Source organism: Niveispirillum lacus (assembly GCF_002251795.1).
GTDB lineage: Bacteria > Pseudomonadota > Alphaproteobacteria > Azospirillales > Azospirillaceae > Niveispirillum > Niveispirillum lacus.
This window is the reverse complement of sequence record NZ_NOXU01000031.1, coordinates 502,794-517,280: the sequence shown is the minus strand read 5'-3', so window position 1 is coordinate 517,280 and position 14,487 is coordinate 502,794. Positions and strand designations below refer to the sequence as shown.

The 14,487-nt window shown below is 62.3% G+C and carries 17 protein-coding genes; 9 read left to right on the top strand and 8 right to left on the bottom strand.

Annotation, left to right across the window (positions count from 1 at the left end; genetic code table 11):
• Positions 1-107: 107 nt before the first annotated feature.
• From CHU95_RS18195 to CHU95_RS18185, 3 genes are all read right to left on the bottom strand, one after another.
• A complete protein-coding gene (locus CHU95_RS18195; protein WP_165772249.1) occupies positions 108-674 on the bottom strand; it encodes an FKBP-type peptidyl-prolyl cis-trans isomerase in 567 nt (188 codons plus the stop codon).
• An 89-nt stretch (positions 675-763) separates the two neighbouring features.
• Complete coding sequence (locus CHU95_RS18190) at positions 764-1,252, bottom strand: FKBP-type peptidyl-prolyl cis-trans isomerase (RefSeq protein WP_094457731.1); 489 nt, start codon at positions 1,250-1,252, stop codon at positions 764-766.
• On the bottom strand, positions 1,249-1,893 hold the full coding sequence (locus tag CHU95_RS18185; protein ID WP_094457730.1) for a LolA-like protein: 645 nt from the start codon (positions 1,891-1,893) through the stop codon (positions 1,249-1,251). The genes CHU95_RS18190 and CHU95_RS18185 overlap by 4 nt, the downstream gene beginning before the upstream one ends.
• Before the next feature lie 186 nt (positions 1,894-2,079).
• Here CHU95_RS18185 and CHU95_RS18180 point away from each other — a divergent pair, with 186 nt between their 5' ends.
• The 3 genes from CHU95_RS18180 (at position 2,080) to CHU95_RS18170 (ending at position 5,224) form a co-directional block, all read left to right on the top strand.
• The gene (locus CHU95_RS18180) at positions 2,080-3,750 is read left to right on the top strand and encodes an NAD+ synthase (protein WP_094457985.1); all 1,671 of its coding nucleotides are present in this window, start codon (positions 2,080-2,082) and stop codon (positions 3,748-3,750) included.
• A 214-nt stretch (positions 3,751-3,964) separates the two neighbouring features.
• Positions 3,965-4,336, top strand: a complete 372-nt coding sequence (locus CHU95_RS18175) for a chemotaxis response regulator CheY (protein WP_094457984.1) — start codon at positions 3,965-3,967, stop codon at positions 4,334-4,336.
• Between the two features lie 6 nt (positions 4,337-4,342).
• Complete coding sequence (locus CHU95_RS18170; protein WP_094457729.1) at positions 4,343-5,224, top strand: protein phosphatase CheZ; 882 nt, start codon at positions 4,343-4,345, stop codon at positions 5,222-5,224.
• Positions 5,225-5,255: 31 nt separating this feature from the next.
• Here CHU95_RS18170 and mltG read toward each other — a convergent pair whose 3' ends face one another.
• The 5 genes from mltG to fabD form a co-directional block, all read right to left on the bottom strand.
• Positions 5,256-6,266, bottom strand: coding sequence for an endolytic transglycosylase MltG (mltG, locus tag CHU95_RS18165; protein WP_094457728.1), 1,011 nt, complete (start codon positions 6,264-6,266; stop codon positions 5,256-5,258).
• A gap of 8 nt (positions 6,267-6,274) precedes the next feature.
• Positions 6,275-7,540 (bottom strand): beta-ketoacyl-ACP synthase II, encoded by a 1,266-nt coding sequence (fabF, locus tag CHU95_RS18160; RefSeq protein WP_094457727.1) that lies wholly within the window; start codon positions 7,538-7,540, stop codon positions 6,275-6,277.
• Between the two features lie 139 nt (positions 7,541-7,679).
• Positions 7,680-7,916 (bottom strand): acyl carrier protein, encoded by a 237-nt coding sequence (locus tag CHU95_RS18155; protein ID WP_094457726.1) that lies wholly within the window; start codon positions 7,914-7,916, stop codon positions 7,680-7,682.
• 205 nt (positions 7,917-8,121) lie between these two features.
• Positions 8,122-8,862: a 3-oxoacyl-[acyl-carrier-protein] reductase gene (gene fabG / locus CHU95_RS18150; protein ID WP_094457725.1), complete on the bottom strand. Its 741-nt coding sequence runs from the start codon at positions 8,860-8,862 to the stop codon at positions 8,122-8,124.
• A 27-nt stretch (positions 8,863-8,889) separates the two neighbouring features.
• Positions 8,890-9,825, bottom strand: a complete 936-nt coding sequence (gene fabD / locus CHU95_RS18145; protein ID WP_094457724.1) for an ACP S-malonyltransferase — start codon at positions 9,823-9,825, stop codon at positions 8,890-8,892.
• A gap of 314 nt (positions 9,826-10,139) precedes the next feature.
• Between fabD and CHU95_RS18140 the strand changes: the two genes are divergently transcribed.
• From CHU95_RS18140 to rplI, 6 genes are all read left to right on the top strand, one after another.
• Complete coding sequence (locus CHU95_RS18140) at positions 10,140-10,952, top strand: PhnD/SsuA/transferrin family substrate-binding protein (RefSeq protein WP_094457723.1); 813 nt, start codon at positions 10,140-10,142, stop codon at positions 10,950-10,952.
• A gap of 273 nt (positions 10,953-11,225) precedes the next feature.
• Entirely contained in the window at positions 11,226-12,002 is a 777-nt protein-coding gene (locus CHU95_RS18135; protein ID WP_094457722.1) for a hypothetical protein, read from the top strand.
• A gap of 44 nt (positions 12,003-12,046) precedes the next feature.
• Positions 12,047-12,826: a substrate-binding domain-containing protein gene (locus CHU95_RS18130; protein ID WP_133065571.1), complete on the top strand. Its 780-nt coding sequence runs from the start codon at positions 12,047-12,049 to the stop codon at positions 12,824-12,826.
• Positions 12,827-13,029: 203 nt separating this feature from the next.
• Positions 13,030-13,497, top strand: coding sequence for a 30S ribosomal protein S6 (gene rpsF, locus CHU95_RS18125; protein WP_094457720.1), 468 nt, complete (start codon positions 13,030-13,032; stop codon positions 13,495-13,497).
• Positions 13,494-13,775: a 30S ribosomal protein S18 gene (gene rpsR, locus CHU95_RS18120; RefSeq protein ID WP_054169616.1), complete on the top strand. Its 282-nt coding sequence runs from the start codon at positions 13,494-13,496 to the stop codon at positions 13,773-13,775. The genes rpsF and rpsR overlap by 4 nt, the downstream gene beginning before the upstream one ends.
• Before the next feature lie 20 nt (positions 13,776-13,795).
• On the top strand, positions 13,796-14,350 hold the full coding sequence (gene rplI / locus CHU95_RS18115; protein ID WP_094457719.1) for a 50S ribosomal protein L9: 555 nt from the start codon (positions 13,796-13,798) through the stop codon (positions 14,348-14,350).
• The last annotated feature ends 137 nt before the right edge of the window (positions 14,351-14,487 follow it).

Genomic DNA, 14,487 nt, shown 5'->3' with positions numbered 1-14,487 from the left:
GGGTTCCGCGTCGCACACCTTGTCCCAGGCGCTCCAACGCCCGGCGCATCCATACCACAAATCGCGCCATCGGTGGGGCACGCAATTTTCGTAAGCGTGGGTTGGGATCAGCGGACAGTGCCGGGGCGGGCCAGCAGGTTGGTGGTATCTGGTTTGCGGATGGCCAGCAGTTCCACCGTGAACAACAAGGTGGCGTTGGGGGGAATGCCGCCATCGGGCTGACCGCGAGCGCCATAACCCAGATTGCCGGGGATCGCCAGTTCCCACTGCTCGCCCACCCGCATCATGGACAGAGCCTCCTGCCAGCCACGCACCACCTTCGACAGGGGGAACGTGGCGGGGCGACCGCGCGCATAGGAACTGTCAAACTCCGTTCCATCAATCAGCAGGCCCCGGTAATTCACCGTGACATCGTCAGACAGAAGCGGGCGCGGCGGATTACCCGCCACGCGCCGCACCACCCGGTATTGCAGGCCGGACGGCGTCACCTGCCAACCGGGCTTTTTCTGATTCTCCACCAGATACTGCAATTGCGGATCGACACGCGGCATAGACAAAACGTCGTTCACATTTCCCGACGGCTGGGTCTGCGGCGCCTGCTGGGCGGCGGCGGGAATGCCCACGGCCAGGGACAGGGTGGTCAAGCAAACAGCGGTCTTCAGGCGGCCGGACATGTCAACGCTCCGCGATGCACGATGGTACAGATGACAGCGGGGTAGCATGGATCCGGCCAACGGTCACGTGGCGCATGACCGGCCCCGGCTCAAAATCCGCTGCTCAGCTTCGGTTTAACAAAGGTAATCACTTCGATGGTAAAAAACAGGTTGGCATGGGGCGGCACCTTGCCGCTGGCCGATCCGGCGGCGCCGTATGCAGCGCTGGCGGGGATGGCCAACTCCCAGACATCACCTGGCCGCATCAGCGGCAGCACCTGCTTCCAGCCAGCGATGGCACGGGTCAGCATCAACTGCGCCGGGCGGCCGGCGTCACGTGTATCTTCAAAGACTTTTCCGCTCTCCAGCCGTCCCTGGTAATGCAGGGTCGCGGTGGAAACCAACGGCACCGTCGGTCCGTTGCTTGGCCCTGACTTTATGATCCGGTAGCGGGTTGGTCCGTTCGGCACGGTGCGCCAGTCCGGGCCCAGCTTGGCCAGAAAAGCCTGCTCGGCTGGCGGCGCCATCTGGGCCTGTGCCGCCACCGGAATGAGGGGAGCAAAGGCCAGGCAAAGCAGAAGCTGACGGCGCCGGATCATGGGGTCTTTGTCTCTTTCTCCGCCTGGAAAGCGGGCGGTACACGGCCTTGCAGCGGGTCCAACGTCATGATCGACAGGTCGGCAGGCGGCTCGAACAGGGTGGGGTCCTGCGCTCCACGCCGAATATCGGTGAGCGTCATGGCAATGGTGACCGCTCCCTCCCCGGCCATACGGCCTTCCAACTTTACATAAATGCCATCCTTGGTGGCCCAGACGCGACCGTCAAAACCACTGCCATCCGGAGTGATATCTTGCACCCGATACCGGGTGACCTTTTCGCCGGCCAGGGTCTCCGTGCCTTCAACCGTACCGGACAGCAACGAAAGGGTGGTTGCCACCACCCCGACTTCTGGATCGGTCAAGGGCAGTTTCATGCCCACCTTGCTTTCCGGCTGAATCACCAGCGCTTCCCGCCGGTCGGGTCGGATGATCAGCAGGTTATTCAGCCCGTCCACCCGGCTTTCGCGCCGCTCCAGACCCTTGTCATGGAAAAGCCGGGCCGACAGGGCCGTGCCATCGACGCTCAGGGTCTGCGACGCGCTGAACGCAGCCATCGGCGCCGGTAACCTGTCCGCATGCGCCGGCAGCGATGCCAGGAGCAGGCCAAGGCCGAAAAACACTGCGGTGACGATACGGCCCATGACAAGGCTCCCCGGTTCGATAGCGGGCACGTTAAGCGGGTGGGGCCCGTCCGGCAAGCAGACAGAAGCAGGTCCGCCATGCCGCCAGACCGGCCAGGGGCCGGCTTGACCCCTTATACTCAGAAAGAGCATATGAAGGGGTCCGGCGACCGCCCGGACGAGAATGTTCCGGCAGGACAAGGCATCATGACCGATCAATTGACCATTGCGTTGGCCCAGATCAACCCTACGGTCGGCGCTCTGGACCATAACGCCGCCCTGATCCGGGCGGCACGCGCCCAAGCGGCGGCGGCCGGTGCCGATCTTGTGGTCTTTCCGGAACTCTCGGTCTGCGGTTACCCGCCGGAAGATTTGGTGCTTAAACCGTTCTTCCTGGACAAGGTCGAGGATACGGTTCGTGCCCTGGCGACGGACACAGCCGATGGCGGGCCCGCTTTGCTGGTTGGCGCCCCTTGGCGGGTGGATGGTCAGCGGTACAATGCCGCCCTGCTGCTGGATGGCGGCGCCATCGCGGCCGTTCGGTTGAAACATGACCTCCCTAATTACGGCCCGTTCGATGAGAAGCGGGTGTTTGCTGCGGGCCCCCTGCCCGGCCCGGTCAATTTTCGGGGCGTCCGCCTGGGTGTTCTGATCTGTGAGGATATGTGGACACCGGATGTGGCTGAGACGTTGGAGGAGACGGGGGCCGAAATCCTGGTTGTCCCCAATGGCTCGCCCTTTGAGATCGACAAGGCCAACCGGCGACTAGAATTGGCCGTGTCACGGGTTGTGGAAACAGGTCTGCCGCTGATCTACCTGAACCAAGTGGGCGGCCAGGACGAACTGGTCTTTGATGGCGCATCCTTCGTCCTGAACCGGGACCGCTCGCTGGTGGCCCAGTTGCCCGCCTTTACCAGTCATATCGCCGTGACCCGGTGGGCACGTGATTCAGGCGGCTGGACCGCCACGTCGGATGCGAAGACCGCCCCACCCGATGCTCTGGGCGCACTTTATGGTGCCCTAGTGTTGGGTCTGCGCGACTATGTGGGCAAGAACGGTTTCCCAGGCGTCATCCTGGGCATGTCGGGCGGTATCGATTCGGCCATCTCCGCCGCCGTGGCAGTGGATGCGCTGGGGCCGGACAAGGTGCATTGCGTAATGATGCCCAGCCCCTACACCAGCCAGGACAGCCTGGATGATGCGGCCGAATGTGCCGCTCTGCTGGGCTGCCGGATTGACACGATCTCCATCCAACCGGCCATGGATGCTTTTGCCGCCATGTTGGCACCGTCCTTCGCCGGCACCAGCCCGGACATCACGGAAGAAAACCTGCAAAGCCGTTCACGCGGCCTGACGCTAATGGCGCTGTCCAACAAGTTTGGCAGCATGGTCCTGTCCACCGGCAATAAATCGGAAATGTCGGTCGGCTATGCCACGCTCTATGGCGATATGTGCGGCGGCTACAATGTCCTGAAGGACGTCTACAAGACGACTGTTTACAAACTGTCGCACTGGCGCAACACCAACCGCCCGACAGGCGCCGCGGGACCGGCAGGCCGGGTAATCCCGGAACGGATCATCACCAAGGCCCCTACGGCGGAACTGAAGCCCGGCCAGAAGGACCAGGACACGCTGCCCGAATATCCGGTACTGGACGACATTCTGGAATGTCTGGTGGAACGCGACCTTTCATTGCAGGACATCGTTGCGCGCGGGCACGATAAAGCGACCGTCAACCGGGTCTGGCGCATGCTCGACAGGGCCGAATATAAGCGACGTCAGGCGCCGCCGGGCGTCAAAATCACCTCACGCAGCTTTGGTCGCGACCGTCGTTACCCCATCACCAGCGGGCTTCTTTCCCTGCTGCGTGGTGCATAAGCATAGATTGCCCGGGGTCATGGCTTGACAAGCCAGGGGCTGCCTACCAAAGTGCGGCCCTGTGACCCGGATCGGGGTGAACGCGATTGGCTTGTTAGGGCGGATCGGGTAACCTATATGGGTAGGCGGTGTCCCTTTGTGGGCGCCGGATGAATATTAAGCTGTTTGCTTTGGTGCAACACGTTCAGGTGGGGGTTCCGCAGTGTCCTTGAACATTCAGGTGCTGGTTGTCGACGACTACGCGACGATGCGGCGTATCATCAGGAACCTGCTCACCCAGATCGGGTTCACGAAGATTGATGAAGCCGCTGATGGTGCGGAAGCATTGTCCAAGCTGCGTTCATCTGCCTTTGGGCTGGTGATTTCCGACTGGAACATGGAACCGATGACCGGCCTGCAGCTTCTGAAGGAAGTGCGCGCCGATGTACGTCTGAAGGCTACGCCCTTCATCATGGTGACCGCCGAATCGAAGACGGAAAACGTCATCGCGGCCAAGGAAGCCGGTGTGAACAATTACATCGTCAAGCCCTTCAACGCCGACACGTTGAAGAAGAAGATCGAAAGCGTTCTGGGCGCACTGGGCTGATCTGTCGTGTCAGAACCGATCTTCGATCTGTCCGACCAGGATTATGACGAGATCGAAGACGCGTTGATGTCCAGTCCGCGCGGGCGTGCTTTTTTGCGCGCCCGCGATCGCCGGAACCGCGTGGTGGCGGTGGATGATGTCCGCCGTCTGATCCGCGAACATCGCGATCTTCCGGAAGTAGACCCCAAATCTCATATCAAGGTCCTGCGACGAGAGTTGCAGGACCTTTCTTCACATATAGCAGAGACGCGGCGAGAGATTGCCGCCCTGAAGCCCGATGATCCTTCTGCTGACCGCATCATGCGGGCGACAGAGGAATTGGATGCCATCCTGCAATCCACCGAGCATGCAACGACCGAGATTCTGAATGGCTCGGAACGGATTCAGTCGGTAGCCGACCGTTTACGTAAAGACCACCCCGACCTCGCCCAGACACTGGATAACGAGGTGACCGAAATCATGACGGCCTGTTCCTTTCAGGACATTACAGGTCAGCGCATGACCAAGGTGGTCAACACCCTGCGCTATATCGAACGGCGCGTGCATGCCATGATCCAGATCTGGGGCCTGGAAAATCTGGACGCGGACGAGATGGCGGCCGCCTTGGCCGGCGAGCCCAGGGATATGCGGCCGGATGCCCATTTGATGAATGGGCCGCCCCTGCGGGGTGCCATCAATCAGGATGCGGTCGACATGCTGTTGACCGGTGCGGCGGCCGCCCGTGCCGCCGGTGCTGATCCGCTGGCCGCACAAGCGGTTGCGGCAACGCCCCCACCAGCGCCACCGCCCCCATCGCCGGCAAAGCCAGCCGCACGCATGATGGAGGATGAACCCGCTGCTAGTGGGCCCGTCATGTCACAGTCGGCCGTGGACGATCTGTTTCCCTGACAGTCTGGCTGCTGCCCGTCCCTGGCAGCCCTCACCCGCCATCCCGCACACGCCGCCATTTCACGACGTTGCGATTATGCTCCGCCAGCGTTTGCGCAAATGCGTGCCCGCCGGTGCCATCAGCCACGAAATACAGATAATTGTGGGCTTCCGGCTTCAGCACGGCCTGCAGCGACAGCAGACCGGGATTGGCGATGGGGCCGGGGGGAAGGCCCGGAATGATGTAGGTGTTGTAGGGGCTTTCCAGTTTCCAGTCCGCGCGGGTCAGGTCACGGTCAATCTGGCCGCGCCGGTCCGACAGGGCATAGATGATGGTCGGATCGGACTGAAGCCGCATGCCGATGCGCAAACGGTTGACAAACACGCCCGCTACCCGCGGCCGTTCCGCGGCCACCCCGGTCTCCCTTTCGACAATAGAGGCCAGGATGACGGCTTCCTGCTTTGATTTCAGGGGCAGGTTAGGGTCACGCTCGGCCCAGAGCCGGTCCAGCACCTTTTCCATATCGGCCGACATACGCGACAGGATATCGGTGCGGGGGTCATCGCGCAGATACTGATAGGTTTCGGGCAGCAGGGAGCCATCGGCAGGGATGCTGGTGACCTCGCCCGATAGCGTTTCCTCCGCCCGCAACCGTTCCACGATCTGCCAGCTTGTCAGCCCTTCCGGCACTGTCACGCGGTGAACGATCACCTTGCCGGAGATGATCAGGTCCAGCGCGCCCTTCACACTGATACCGGCCGGAAACAGATATTCCCCGGCCCGCAACTTGCCCCCGTCCCCGCGCAAACGCGATGCGATGATCAGATCAAGCGCATGCGGAACGACACCCGCATCCACCAGACGCTGGGCTATTCCCTGCACACCCGTTCCACGCGGGATCACCACAGCCTTGTCAGCGCCTAAAGGCCCCGGCCCGGTATAACGCTGCCAGCCCAGCCAGCCAGCGCCGGCGGCGGCCAGCAAGACGACAGAAAGCGACGCCGCCGTCAGCCGAAGCCAATGGCGGCGTGGTCTTGTCTGGTTTTCCGGCGTCGCGCTCACGCTGCGGTTCAGGACAGCGCCTTGAACACCAGCGACGCGTTGGTGCCACCAAACCCGAAGCTGTTGGACAGGGCGGCGCGGACCTTGCGCTCCTTCGCCACCTTCGGCACCAGATCAGCCCCTTCCGTCCCATCATCCGGGTTGTCCAGATTGAGGGTTGGCGGAACCACCTGATCGCGGATGGACAGAACGGAATAGATGGCTTCGACAGCACCCGCCGCACCCAGCAGGTGGCCAATGGCCGACTTGGTCGACGACATCGACGCACCAGCCAGATCATTGCCGAACAGACGCTTCACAGCCCCCAGCTCGATCAGGTCACCCAGCGGCGTAGAGGTGCCGTGCGCGTTGATGTAATCCACATCGCCGGGGTTGAGACCGGCGCGCTTCATCGCCATGCGCATGGACCGGAAGCCGCCATTGCCATCTTCCGACGGCGAGGTGATGTGATAGGCATCGCCCGACAGACCATAGCCCACCACTTCGGCGTAGATCTTGGCCCCACGCTTCTTGGCGTGTTCCAGTTCTTCCAGAACCACAACACCGGCCCCCTCGCCCATGACAAAACCGTCACGGGCCTTGTCATAAGGGCGGCTGCCCTGTTCGGGCGTATCGTTGAAGCTGGTGGACAGTGCCCGGGCGGCAGCGAAACCGGCAATACCCAGCCGCGAGCACGCACCCTCTGCACCACCGGCCACCATCACATCGGCGTCGTCCAGCGCGATCATGCGCGCAGCGTCACCGATGGAATGGGCACCCGTGGAACAGGCGGTCACGACCGCATGGTTCGGGCCCTTATAGCCATGGTTGATGGAAATATGGCCCGACGCCAGATTGATCAGGCAGGATGGGATGAAGAAGGGAGAAACCCGGCGCGGCCCTTTTTCGGCCAGCACCAGAGAGGTCTCATAAATGCCGGGCAGGCCTCCGATACCGGAGCCGACAGAAACGCCCGTGCGTTCGAATTCCTCGTCATTGGACGGCTTCCAGCCGCTGTCCTTGATGGCTTCATCGGCCGCCGCGATGGCGAACATGATGAAGTCATCCATCTTCTTCTGTTCCTTGGGCGGAATGAAGAGATCAAGGTTCAGGGTGCCGTCGCTGCCGTCACCGCGCGGCACCTGGCCGGCGATACGACAGGGAAGATCGGAAACATCAAAGCCCTGGATGGTGCGAATGCCCGACTGACCCTTGATCAGCCGATCCCAGTTGGTTTGCACCCCGACCCCGAGCGGAGTCACGAGACCCATACCGGTGATGACGACGCGGCGCATGTATCCGACCTGTAGATGTGAAGACGAAAGCGGGCGGCGACCGGGGCCGACACCCGATGGGAACATAGGCACGCCACGGTGGATTTGCCAGGAGCAGGGCCGACCCTGGGGTCGGCCCCGTCCATCCCACCGTTGGGGATCAGCCCTGCTTGGAGCTGATGAAGTCGATGGCGTCCTTGACGGTCAGGATCTTCTCGGCGGCGTCGTCCGGAATCTCGATGCCGAACTCCTCCTCGAAGGCCATGACCAGTTCGACGGTGTCCAGGCTGTCGGCGCCCAGATCGTCGATGAAGCTGGCGGTGTCGGTGACCTTGGCCTCTTCGACGCCCAGGTGCTCGACAACGATCTTCTTCACGCGTTCAGCAACATCGCTCATTTATTTGACCTTTCAGGATCTTCCGGTGGGACCGGCCGGAGCCGGTTGTTAAGGGCCATCGCGGAGACGGAACAAGCATATTCCTTGCCCGGCCCGCGACGCCGGTCAGGAAAGAGCCGTCATCTAACATGAACAGCGGCCCCTGACCAGCATTCGCAGCAGCAAGCGCAGGCAGTCCCCGAACGGAACCGGCCCACCTTGCTGATCAGATCATCGCCATGCCGCCATTCACATGCAATGTCTGGCCTGTGACATAAGCGGCCTCGTTGGAAGCCAGGTACAGCACAGCAGCCGCAATATCGTCGGGCGTGCCCAGGCGGCCGGCGGGAATGCGGCTGTTCATCGCCTCCTTCTGCGCATCATTCAACACGTCAGTCATGGCCGTGGCGATCATACCGGGGGCCACGGCATTCACCGTGATGCCACGCGTTGCCACTTCCTGGGCCAGCGCCTTGGACATGCCGATCATGCCTGCCTTGCTCGCAGCATAATTCACCTGACCGGGATTGCCCGTGACCCCAACGACCGATGTGATGCCGATGATGCGGCCCCAGCGGCGCTTCATCATGCCCTTGACGGCAGCACGCGCCAGACGGAAGCCGGCGGTCAGGTTGACATTGATGACGCTGTCCCAGTCCTCGTCCTTCATGCGCAGGATCAGACCATCACGGGTCAGACCGGCATTATTGACCAGGATATCGACGGTCCCGCCCAGCGCAGCCTCGGCCTTCTTGAACAGGTCCTCCACCTGTGCCGGATCGGACAGGTTGGCGGGCACCACGACCGCGTTCTCACCCAGTTCGGCAGCCAGCGCCGCCAGCGCCTCCACCTTGGTGCCATGCAGCGCCACCTTGGCGCCCTTGCCATGAAGGGTGCGGGCAATGGCAGCACCAATGCCCCCCGATGCGCCCGTGACCAGGGCCGTCTTGCCGCTCAGGTCGAACATGGAAAACCTCCAGAGATGAAAAGCGGATCAGGCGAGAGTGAAACCATCGATATCGGCCGGCAGACCAACGGAACTGGCCACCAGTTCCTTGTCGATACGCTTCACCAGACCGGCCAGCACTTTGCCGGCACCCAGTTCGACCAGATCGGTCACACCCTGTTCCTTCATGAACAGCACGCTTTCACGCCACCGGACCGCACCGGTGACCTGCTCCACCAACAGGCGGCGGATGGTCTCCGGATCGGTCACGGCGGAGGCAGTGACATTGGCGACCAGCGGCGCAACGGGCGACAGGATGGCTGTCCCGGCCAATGCCTCAGCCATGGCATCGGCGGCTGGCTGCATCAGGGGGCAATGGAAGGGGGCGGATACGGGCAGCAGCATCGCACGCTTGAATCCGCGTTCTGCCGCGATCTTGATGGCGCGTTCAACAGCCTCTTTATGGCCCGACACCACCACCTGACCGGGGGCATTGTCGTTGGCGGCTGTGCAGACCTGGCCTTGGGCGGCCTCCGCCGCAATCTCGCGCGCAGCCTCCAGATCCGCCCCCAGAATGGCGGCCATGGCGCCAACACCGACAGGGACGGCCTTCTGCATCGACCGGCCGCGCAGCTTCAGCAGGCGTGCCGTATCGGACAAACTGATCGCGCCGGCCGCACACAGCGCCGAATATTCACCAAGGCTGTGTCCGGCCACAAAGGCGGCCTTGGACAGGTCCAGGCCCTTCTCCGCCTGCAACACACGGGTCACGGCCACCGAGACGGCCATCAGGGCCGGCTGCGCATTTTCGGTCAGGGTAAGATCGTCGCCTGGCCCCTCGAACATCAGGGCTGACAGCTTCTGTCCCAGGGCTTCGTCCACTTCGGCAAACGTGTCGCGGGCAATGGCAAACCGTTCGGCCAGTTCGCGGCCCATGCCAACGGCTTGGCTGCCCTGACCGGGAAAGACGAAAGCGCGGCTCATGGATAAATCCTGTCATAAATAACGTGGGGCCTTGATACAGCGGCGCGTGGCTCTGTCAAGCTGTCCCACCCTGTTGAGGCGCGGCTGCTTGTTGGTTACCATTACGGAAGGCTGTGGTAAGGTAATGGAAATACTGGCACCGCAGCGCAGTCTAGCGCAGAATAGCCCAGAAACTTTGCCAAGGCGGAGGCAGGCCGAACAGGCCCCACCGTCAAGGAAACATCAATTCTTAACGGCCGATTCCCGGCTGGCCTTTGGCACCTTAAGGTCTTTTTGTGTTACCTTCATCATCCACGGGCCCGTCGGAAGCCACCATGGTCATCAAAAACCGAAAGCCCGGTTTAGCAGCACGCTGGGGCGTGCTGACGGCGGCATGCCTTGCACTCTGTCTGGTCACGGCGTTGAACGTGGCGGGGGCAGAACAGGAAATGGCCGAGTATTTTGGCAATCCAGAATCGGCGAAGGTCACGCTGGCCGTGCCAATCATGCCAACATTCATCGATAACCGCGCACGGTTGCAGCCGGCGATGGCAAGCTGGCTGGCCCACGTGGCTGAACAGGCGTCGGTTTACCTGGAAATACAGCCCTCTAGCTTTGACCGTCGCGCCGCTGACATTTCCCGCCGGCCCAACCACTGCGTGGTGGGATATGACCGGGTTCCATCACGTGAGGCCGGGGCATTGTGGCTGACGCGCATTGGACAGGACCGCATCCTGTTTGTTGCCCGCGGCAATGACAGTTTTTACGGTGATATCGACGCGCTGATGTCCATCCTGCCTGATCAGGTTGCCGCTCCGAGTGGCATCTATCGGGAACTTCTGGCTCTGCGGGACATCCCGCATGTCGCGGTCGATGACCAGCGCTCTGTTGCCCGGATGGTGGCTGCGGGACGCGTGCGTTTTGGCATGTTGATCGGTGCCACACTGGAAACACCGGATGTGAAGGGCATGGGGCTGCGGATTGTGGCTGAAACACCGCCACTCGACTTCTGGTTTGCATGCTCGCGCAATTTACCACCCGATATTGTCGACCGTCTGACAACGGCACTGAAATCGGAAGAAGCTGAAAAACTCCGAATGCTGGCGATACCGTTCAGCACCCGCTTGGCCAAGTTTCCGGCGGAATGAACAATCATCGGCGGGACCGGCATTAATGAACACCCCCTCCGATCACTGTCGGGGGACCGGTGCGATGAAGCAGCCAGCCGGCCCCTGGTCTTAATCAGATTCCAGAGAATGTTTGGATAGTTCTCTGGCCTCCCCCCATCACTTGGCAACCAGCCAAGGTGGGTAGGCTCCCTTGTCAAGGGGGGGGCATACCATACGGAATCGACTCCGCGCGCACTTTTGCCCGTCCGGCGGCCGACCCTATAATTCGGCTTCTTGTACCGGACATCGTCAATGCGTCACCCCTGCCTTCGCCTCGCCCTGTTTCAGATCGCCCTGCTGCTGGCGTGCACCATCGCTGTGGGCGCGCAGGAGGTGGGGCCGGAAATGGGGGAGCCGATTACGGTTCTTGTACCCTTGACCCCGCGCCTTCTGGACCCACAACAGAATGTACAACCGGCCATCACCCGGTGGCTGACCCATGTGGCCAACCGGGCCAATGTGCGCATGCGTCTGCAGCCTGCGGGGTTTGAGCGCCGCATTGCCGACAGCGGTCGCAGCCCACATAGCTGCATTCTGGGGATTGCACGCGTCCCGGAGCGGGAAACGATGGTGCGCTGGCTGGACGTGATCCGGCGGGACCGCATCGTCATCATCGCCGCCGCCAACGACCCGTTCAGCGGCCCGCTGGAGGCGCTGATGAAACTGGCTGATACCCAGATTGCCTCACCCACCGGCATTTACCGCGACATCCTGGAAAAGCAAGGCGTCCGTTATACCATCGTCGATGATCAGCGCGCGCTGGCCCGCATGGTGGCGGTGGGCCGGGTGCGGTTCGGCATCGTGATCAGTGGCACTCTGGATGCTCCGGAAGTGGCCTCGCTGCCCGTACGCATCGTCGGCGAGTTACCGTTCAAGGAATACTGGTTCACCTGCAGCCGCGACATGTCAGATGCGCTGGCGACACGGCTGGTTGCCGCGCTGAATGACCGCACGGCCGAGCATCTGCGGCAACTGGCCCTGGATTCCGATCCGGCAAGCCAACTGCATGCGGGAACACCCACGCAATGAGAGCGCCAACCTTCCTTCCTCGCCCGCCAGGATCACCGATCCGGTTGTTCAGGCTTGCGTGTTGGTGCCGGGCATTATTGCTGGTCCTGGTCACCCCGCTGTTGACGGCACCGTCACTGGCGGCGGGGAGTATCGTCTCTTATGGCGCCGCTGACGCGCCAGAGATCATCTTGATGCTCTCCATGTCCCCCAACAACGTGGATGTCACGGGTGTGCCGCACAGGGCCCTGGGCCAATGGCTGGCCCTGCTTGCCGATGGCGCACGGGTGCGGCTGACTATTCGGCCAGTGACCGACAAGGAACGCCTGGATGACCTGATGCGCAATCCCGATACCTGTTCGCTGAACTATGCCCGGCTTCCGGTGCGGGAGAAGAATGTCAACTGGCTGTATAAAATGAAGCGGGACCGAATCGTCTTTGTGACACGGGCCAACGACCCTTTCAACGGCAGGCTAGCCGATCTGCTGTCGGTGGCAAGCGGCCAGGTCGGCGCCCCCAGCGGGATTTACCGCACCATCCTGGACAGCCGGGGTATCCGTCACATCGTCGTCGACGACCACCGGCAACTGGCCCAGATGGTCGATGCCGGTCATCCCCGCTTCGGGCTGATGCTTGACAGCTCCCTCTCAGCACCGGAGATAAAGGCCTTGAAGCTGCGGGTGGTGGCGGAGTTACCGGAAGTGGGTTTCTGGCTGGCATGCTCACACGCGATGCCGCTGGATGTCCGCCTACGGATCAGCACTGTCCTTTATACGCCTGCCGCCCAACGGCTGCATCGCGAGGCGACGAGCGCACGGACGGCCGCGGCGGATGCTGAACCGTGATCCCAGCGTCCATGCGGGATCAACACCCCGCCCATGCCGGTCCATGCCCGCGCCTCCCCTTGCGCGTTGGCCGCCAATCTGTATAGTGCGCCGCTTCCGAAACCCCGCCGACGCTTGGCCAAGGCGCCGGCTAGGACCGTGCGGCTGACCCGGAACCTGTTCCGGACACAGCGGCGGACCATCAATAGCCATGGGGAGTTTTTATGGCACTGTATGAAACGATCCTGATTTTCCGTCAGGACATCTCCTCGACTCAGGTTGAAACCCTGACCGAGACCTTCAGCAATATCCTGAAGGAACAGGGCGGCTCCGTCGTCAAGACCGAGCAGTGGGGTCTGAAGACCCTGACCTACCGGATCAACAAGAACCGCAAGGGTCATTATGTTTATCTCGGCCTGGACGCCCCCGCGGCGGCCGTTGCCGAAATGGAACGTAACCTGTCGATCAACGAAGACGTGCTGCGCGTCATGACCGTCAAGGTCGAGAAGATCGAAGAAGGCCAGACCGCCATGCTCGCCAACAAGGGCGAGCGCGCGGAGCGTGGCCCCCGCGGTGGCTTCGGCGACCGTGGCCCGCGTCGTGAATTTGGCGACCGTGGTCCGCGCGAGGGCGGCTTCAGCCGTGGCCCGCGTCGTGACGCCGCCGGTGAAGGTGAAGGAGATCGCGCATGACCACCGAACGTCCCCAGGGCGCTCCCACGGGTGGCGCTCCCCGCTCTGGCGGTGGCCGTCGTCCGTTCTTCCGTCGCCGGAAGACCTGCCCGTTCTCCGGTCCGAACGCACCGGTGATCGACTATAAGGACATCAAGCTGCTGTCCCGGTTCATCTCCGAGCGTGGCAAGATCGTCCCGTCCCGTATCACCGCCGTTTCGGCGAAGAAGCAGCGTGAGCTGGCCCGTGCGATCAAGCGCGCCCGCTTCCTGGCTCTTCTGCCGTACGTCGTGAAGTAAGCGAACCAGGAGCAAAGACAATGGACGTCATTCTGCTGGAACGCGTCGAGAAGCTGGGCCAACTCGGTCAGGTGGTCAAGGTGAAGCCGGGTTATGCCCGTAATTACCTGCTGCCGAAGAAGAAGGCCCTCCGTGCAACCAAGCAAAACCTGGCCTACTTTGAGGCCCAGAAGGCGCAGATCGAAGCGCGCAATCTGGAGCTGAAGCAGGAAGCCGAGGTTGTGGCCAAGAAGGTCGATGGCGTCTCCGTCGTCGTCGTTCGTCAGGCCGCCGAGTCCGGCGTGCTGTACGGTTCGGTCACCTCGCGCGATATCGCCGAGGCCGTGACCGCCACCGGCACCACGATCGCGCGTGCACAGGTCGCCATCGCCGACCCGATCAAGACCCTGGGCCTGTTCAAGGTCAAGGTTGTCCTGCATCCGGAAGTCGCCGTGAGCGTCACCGTGAACGTGGCTCGTTCGGTCGAAGAAGCCGCTGTCCAGGCCGCCCGTGGCGGCATGGTCGTCGGCAACGACCAGGACGATGAGGACGAGACGGTCGAAGAGACCGAAGCCACCGAGGAGACCGAGGCCTGATCCAGGCCCCGGTGCCGAATGGAAACAGTCGGCCTCTCTGGTAGCGATGAAGGGCGGTCTCTCAGGAGGCCGCCCTTTTTCTTTGGTCGCGCTGCGTCCCGGCCTTATCCACAGCTTATCCCCAGCTTTCATCCACC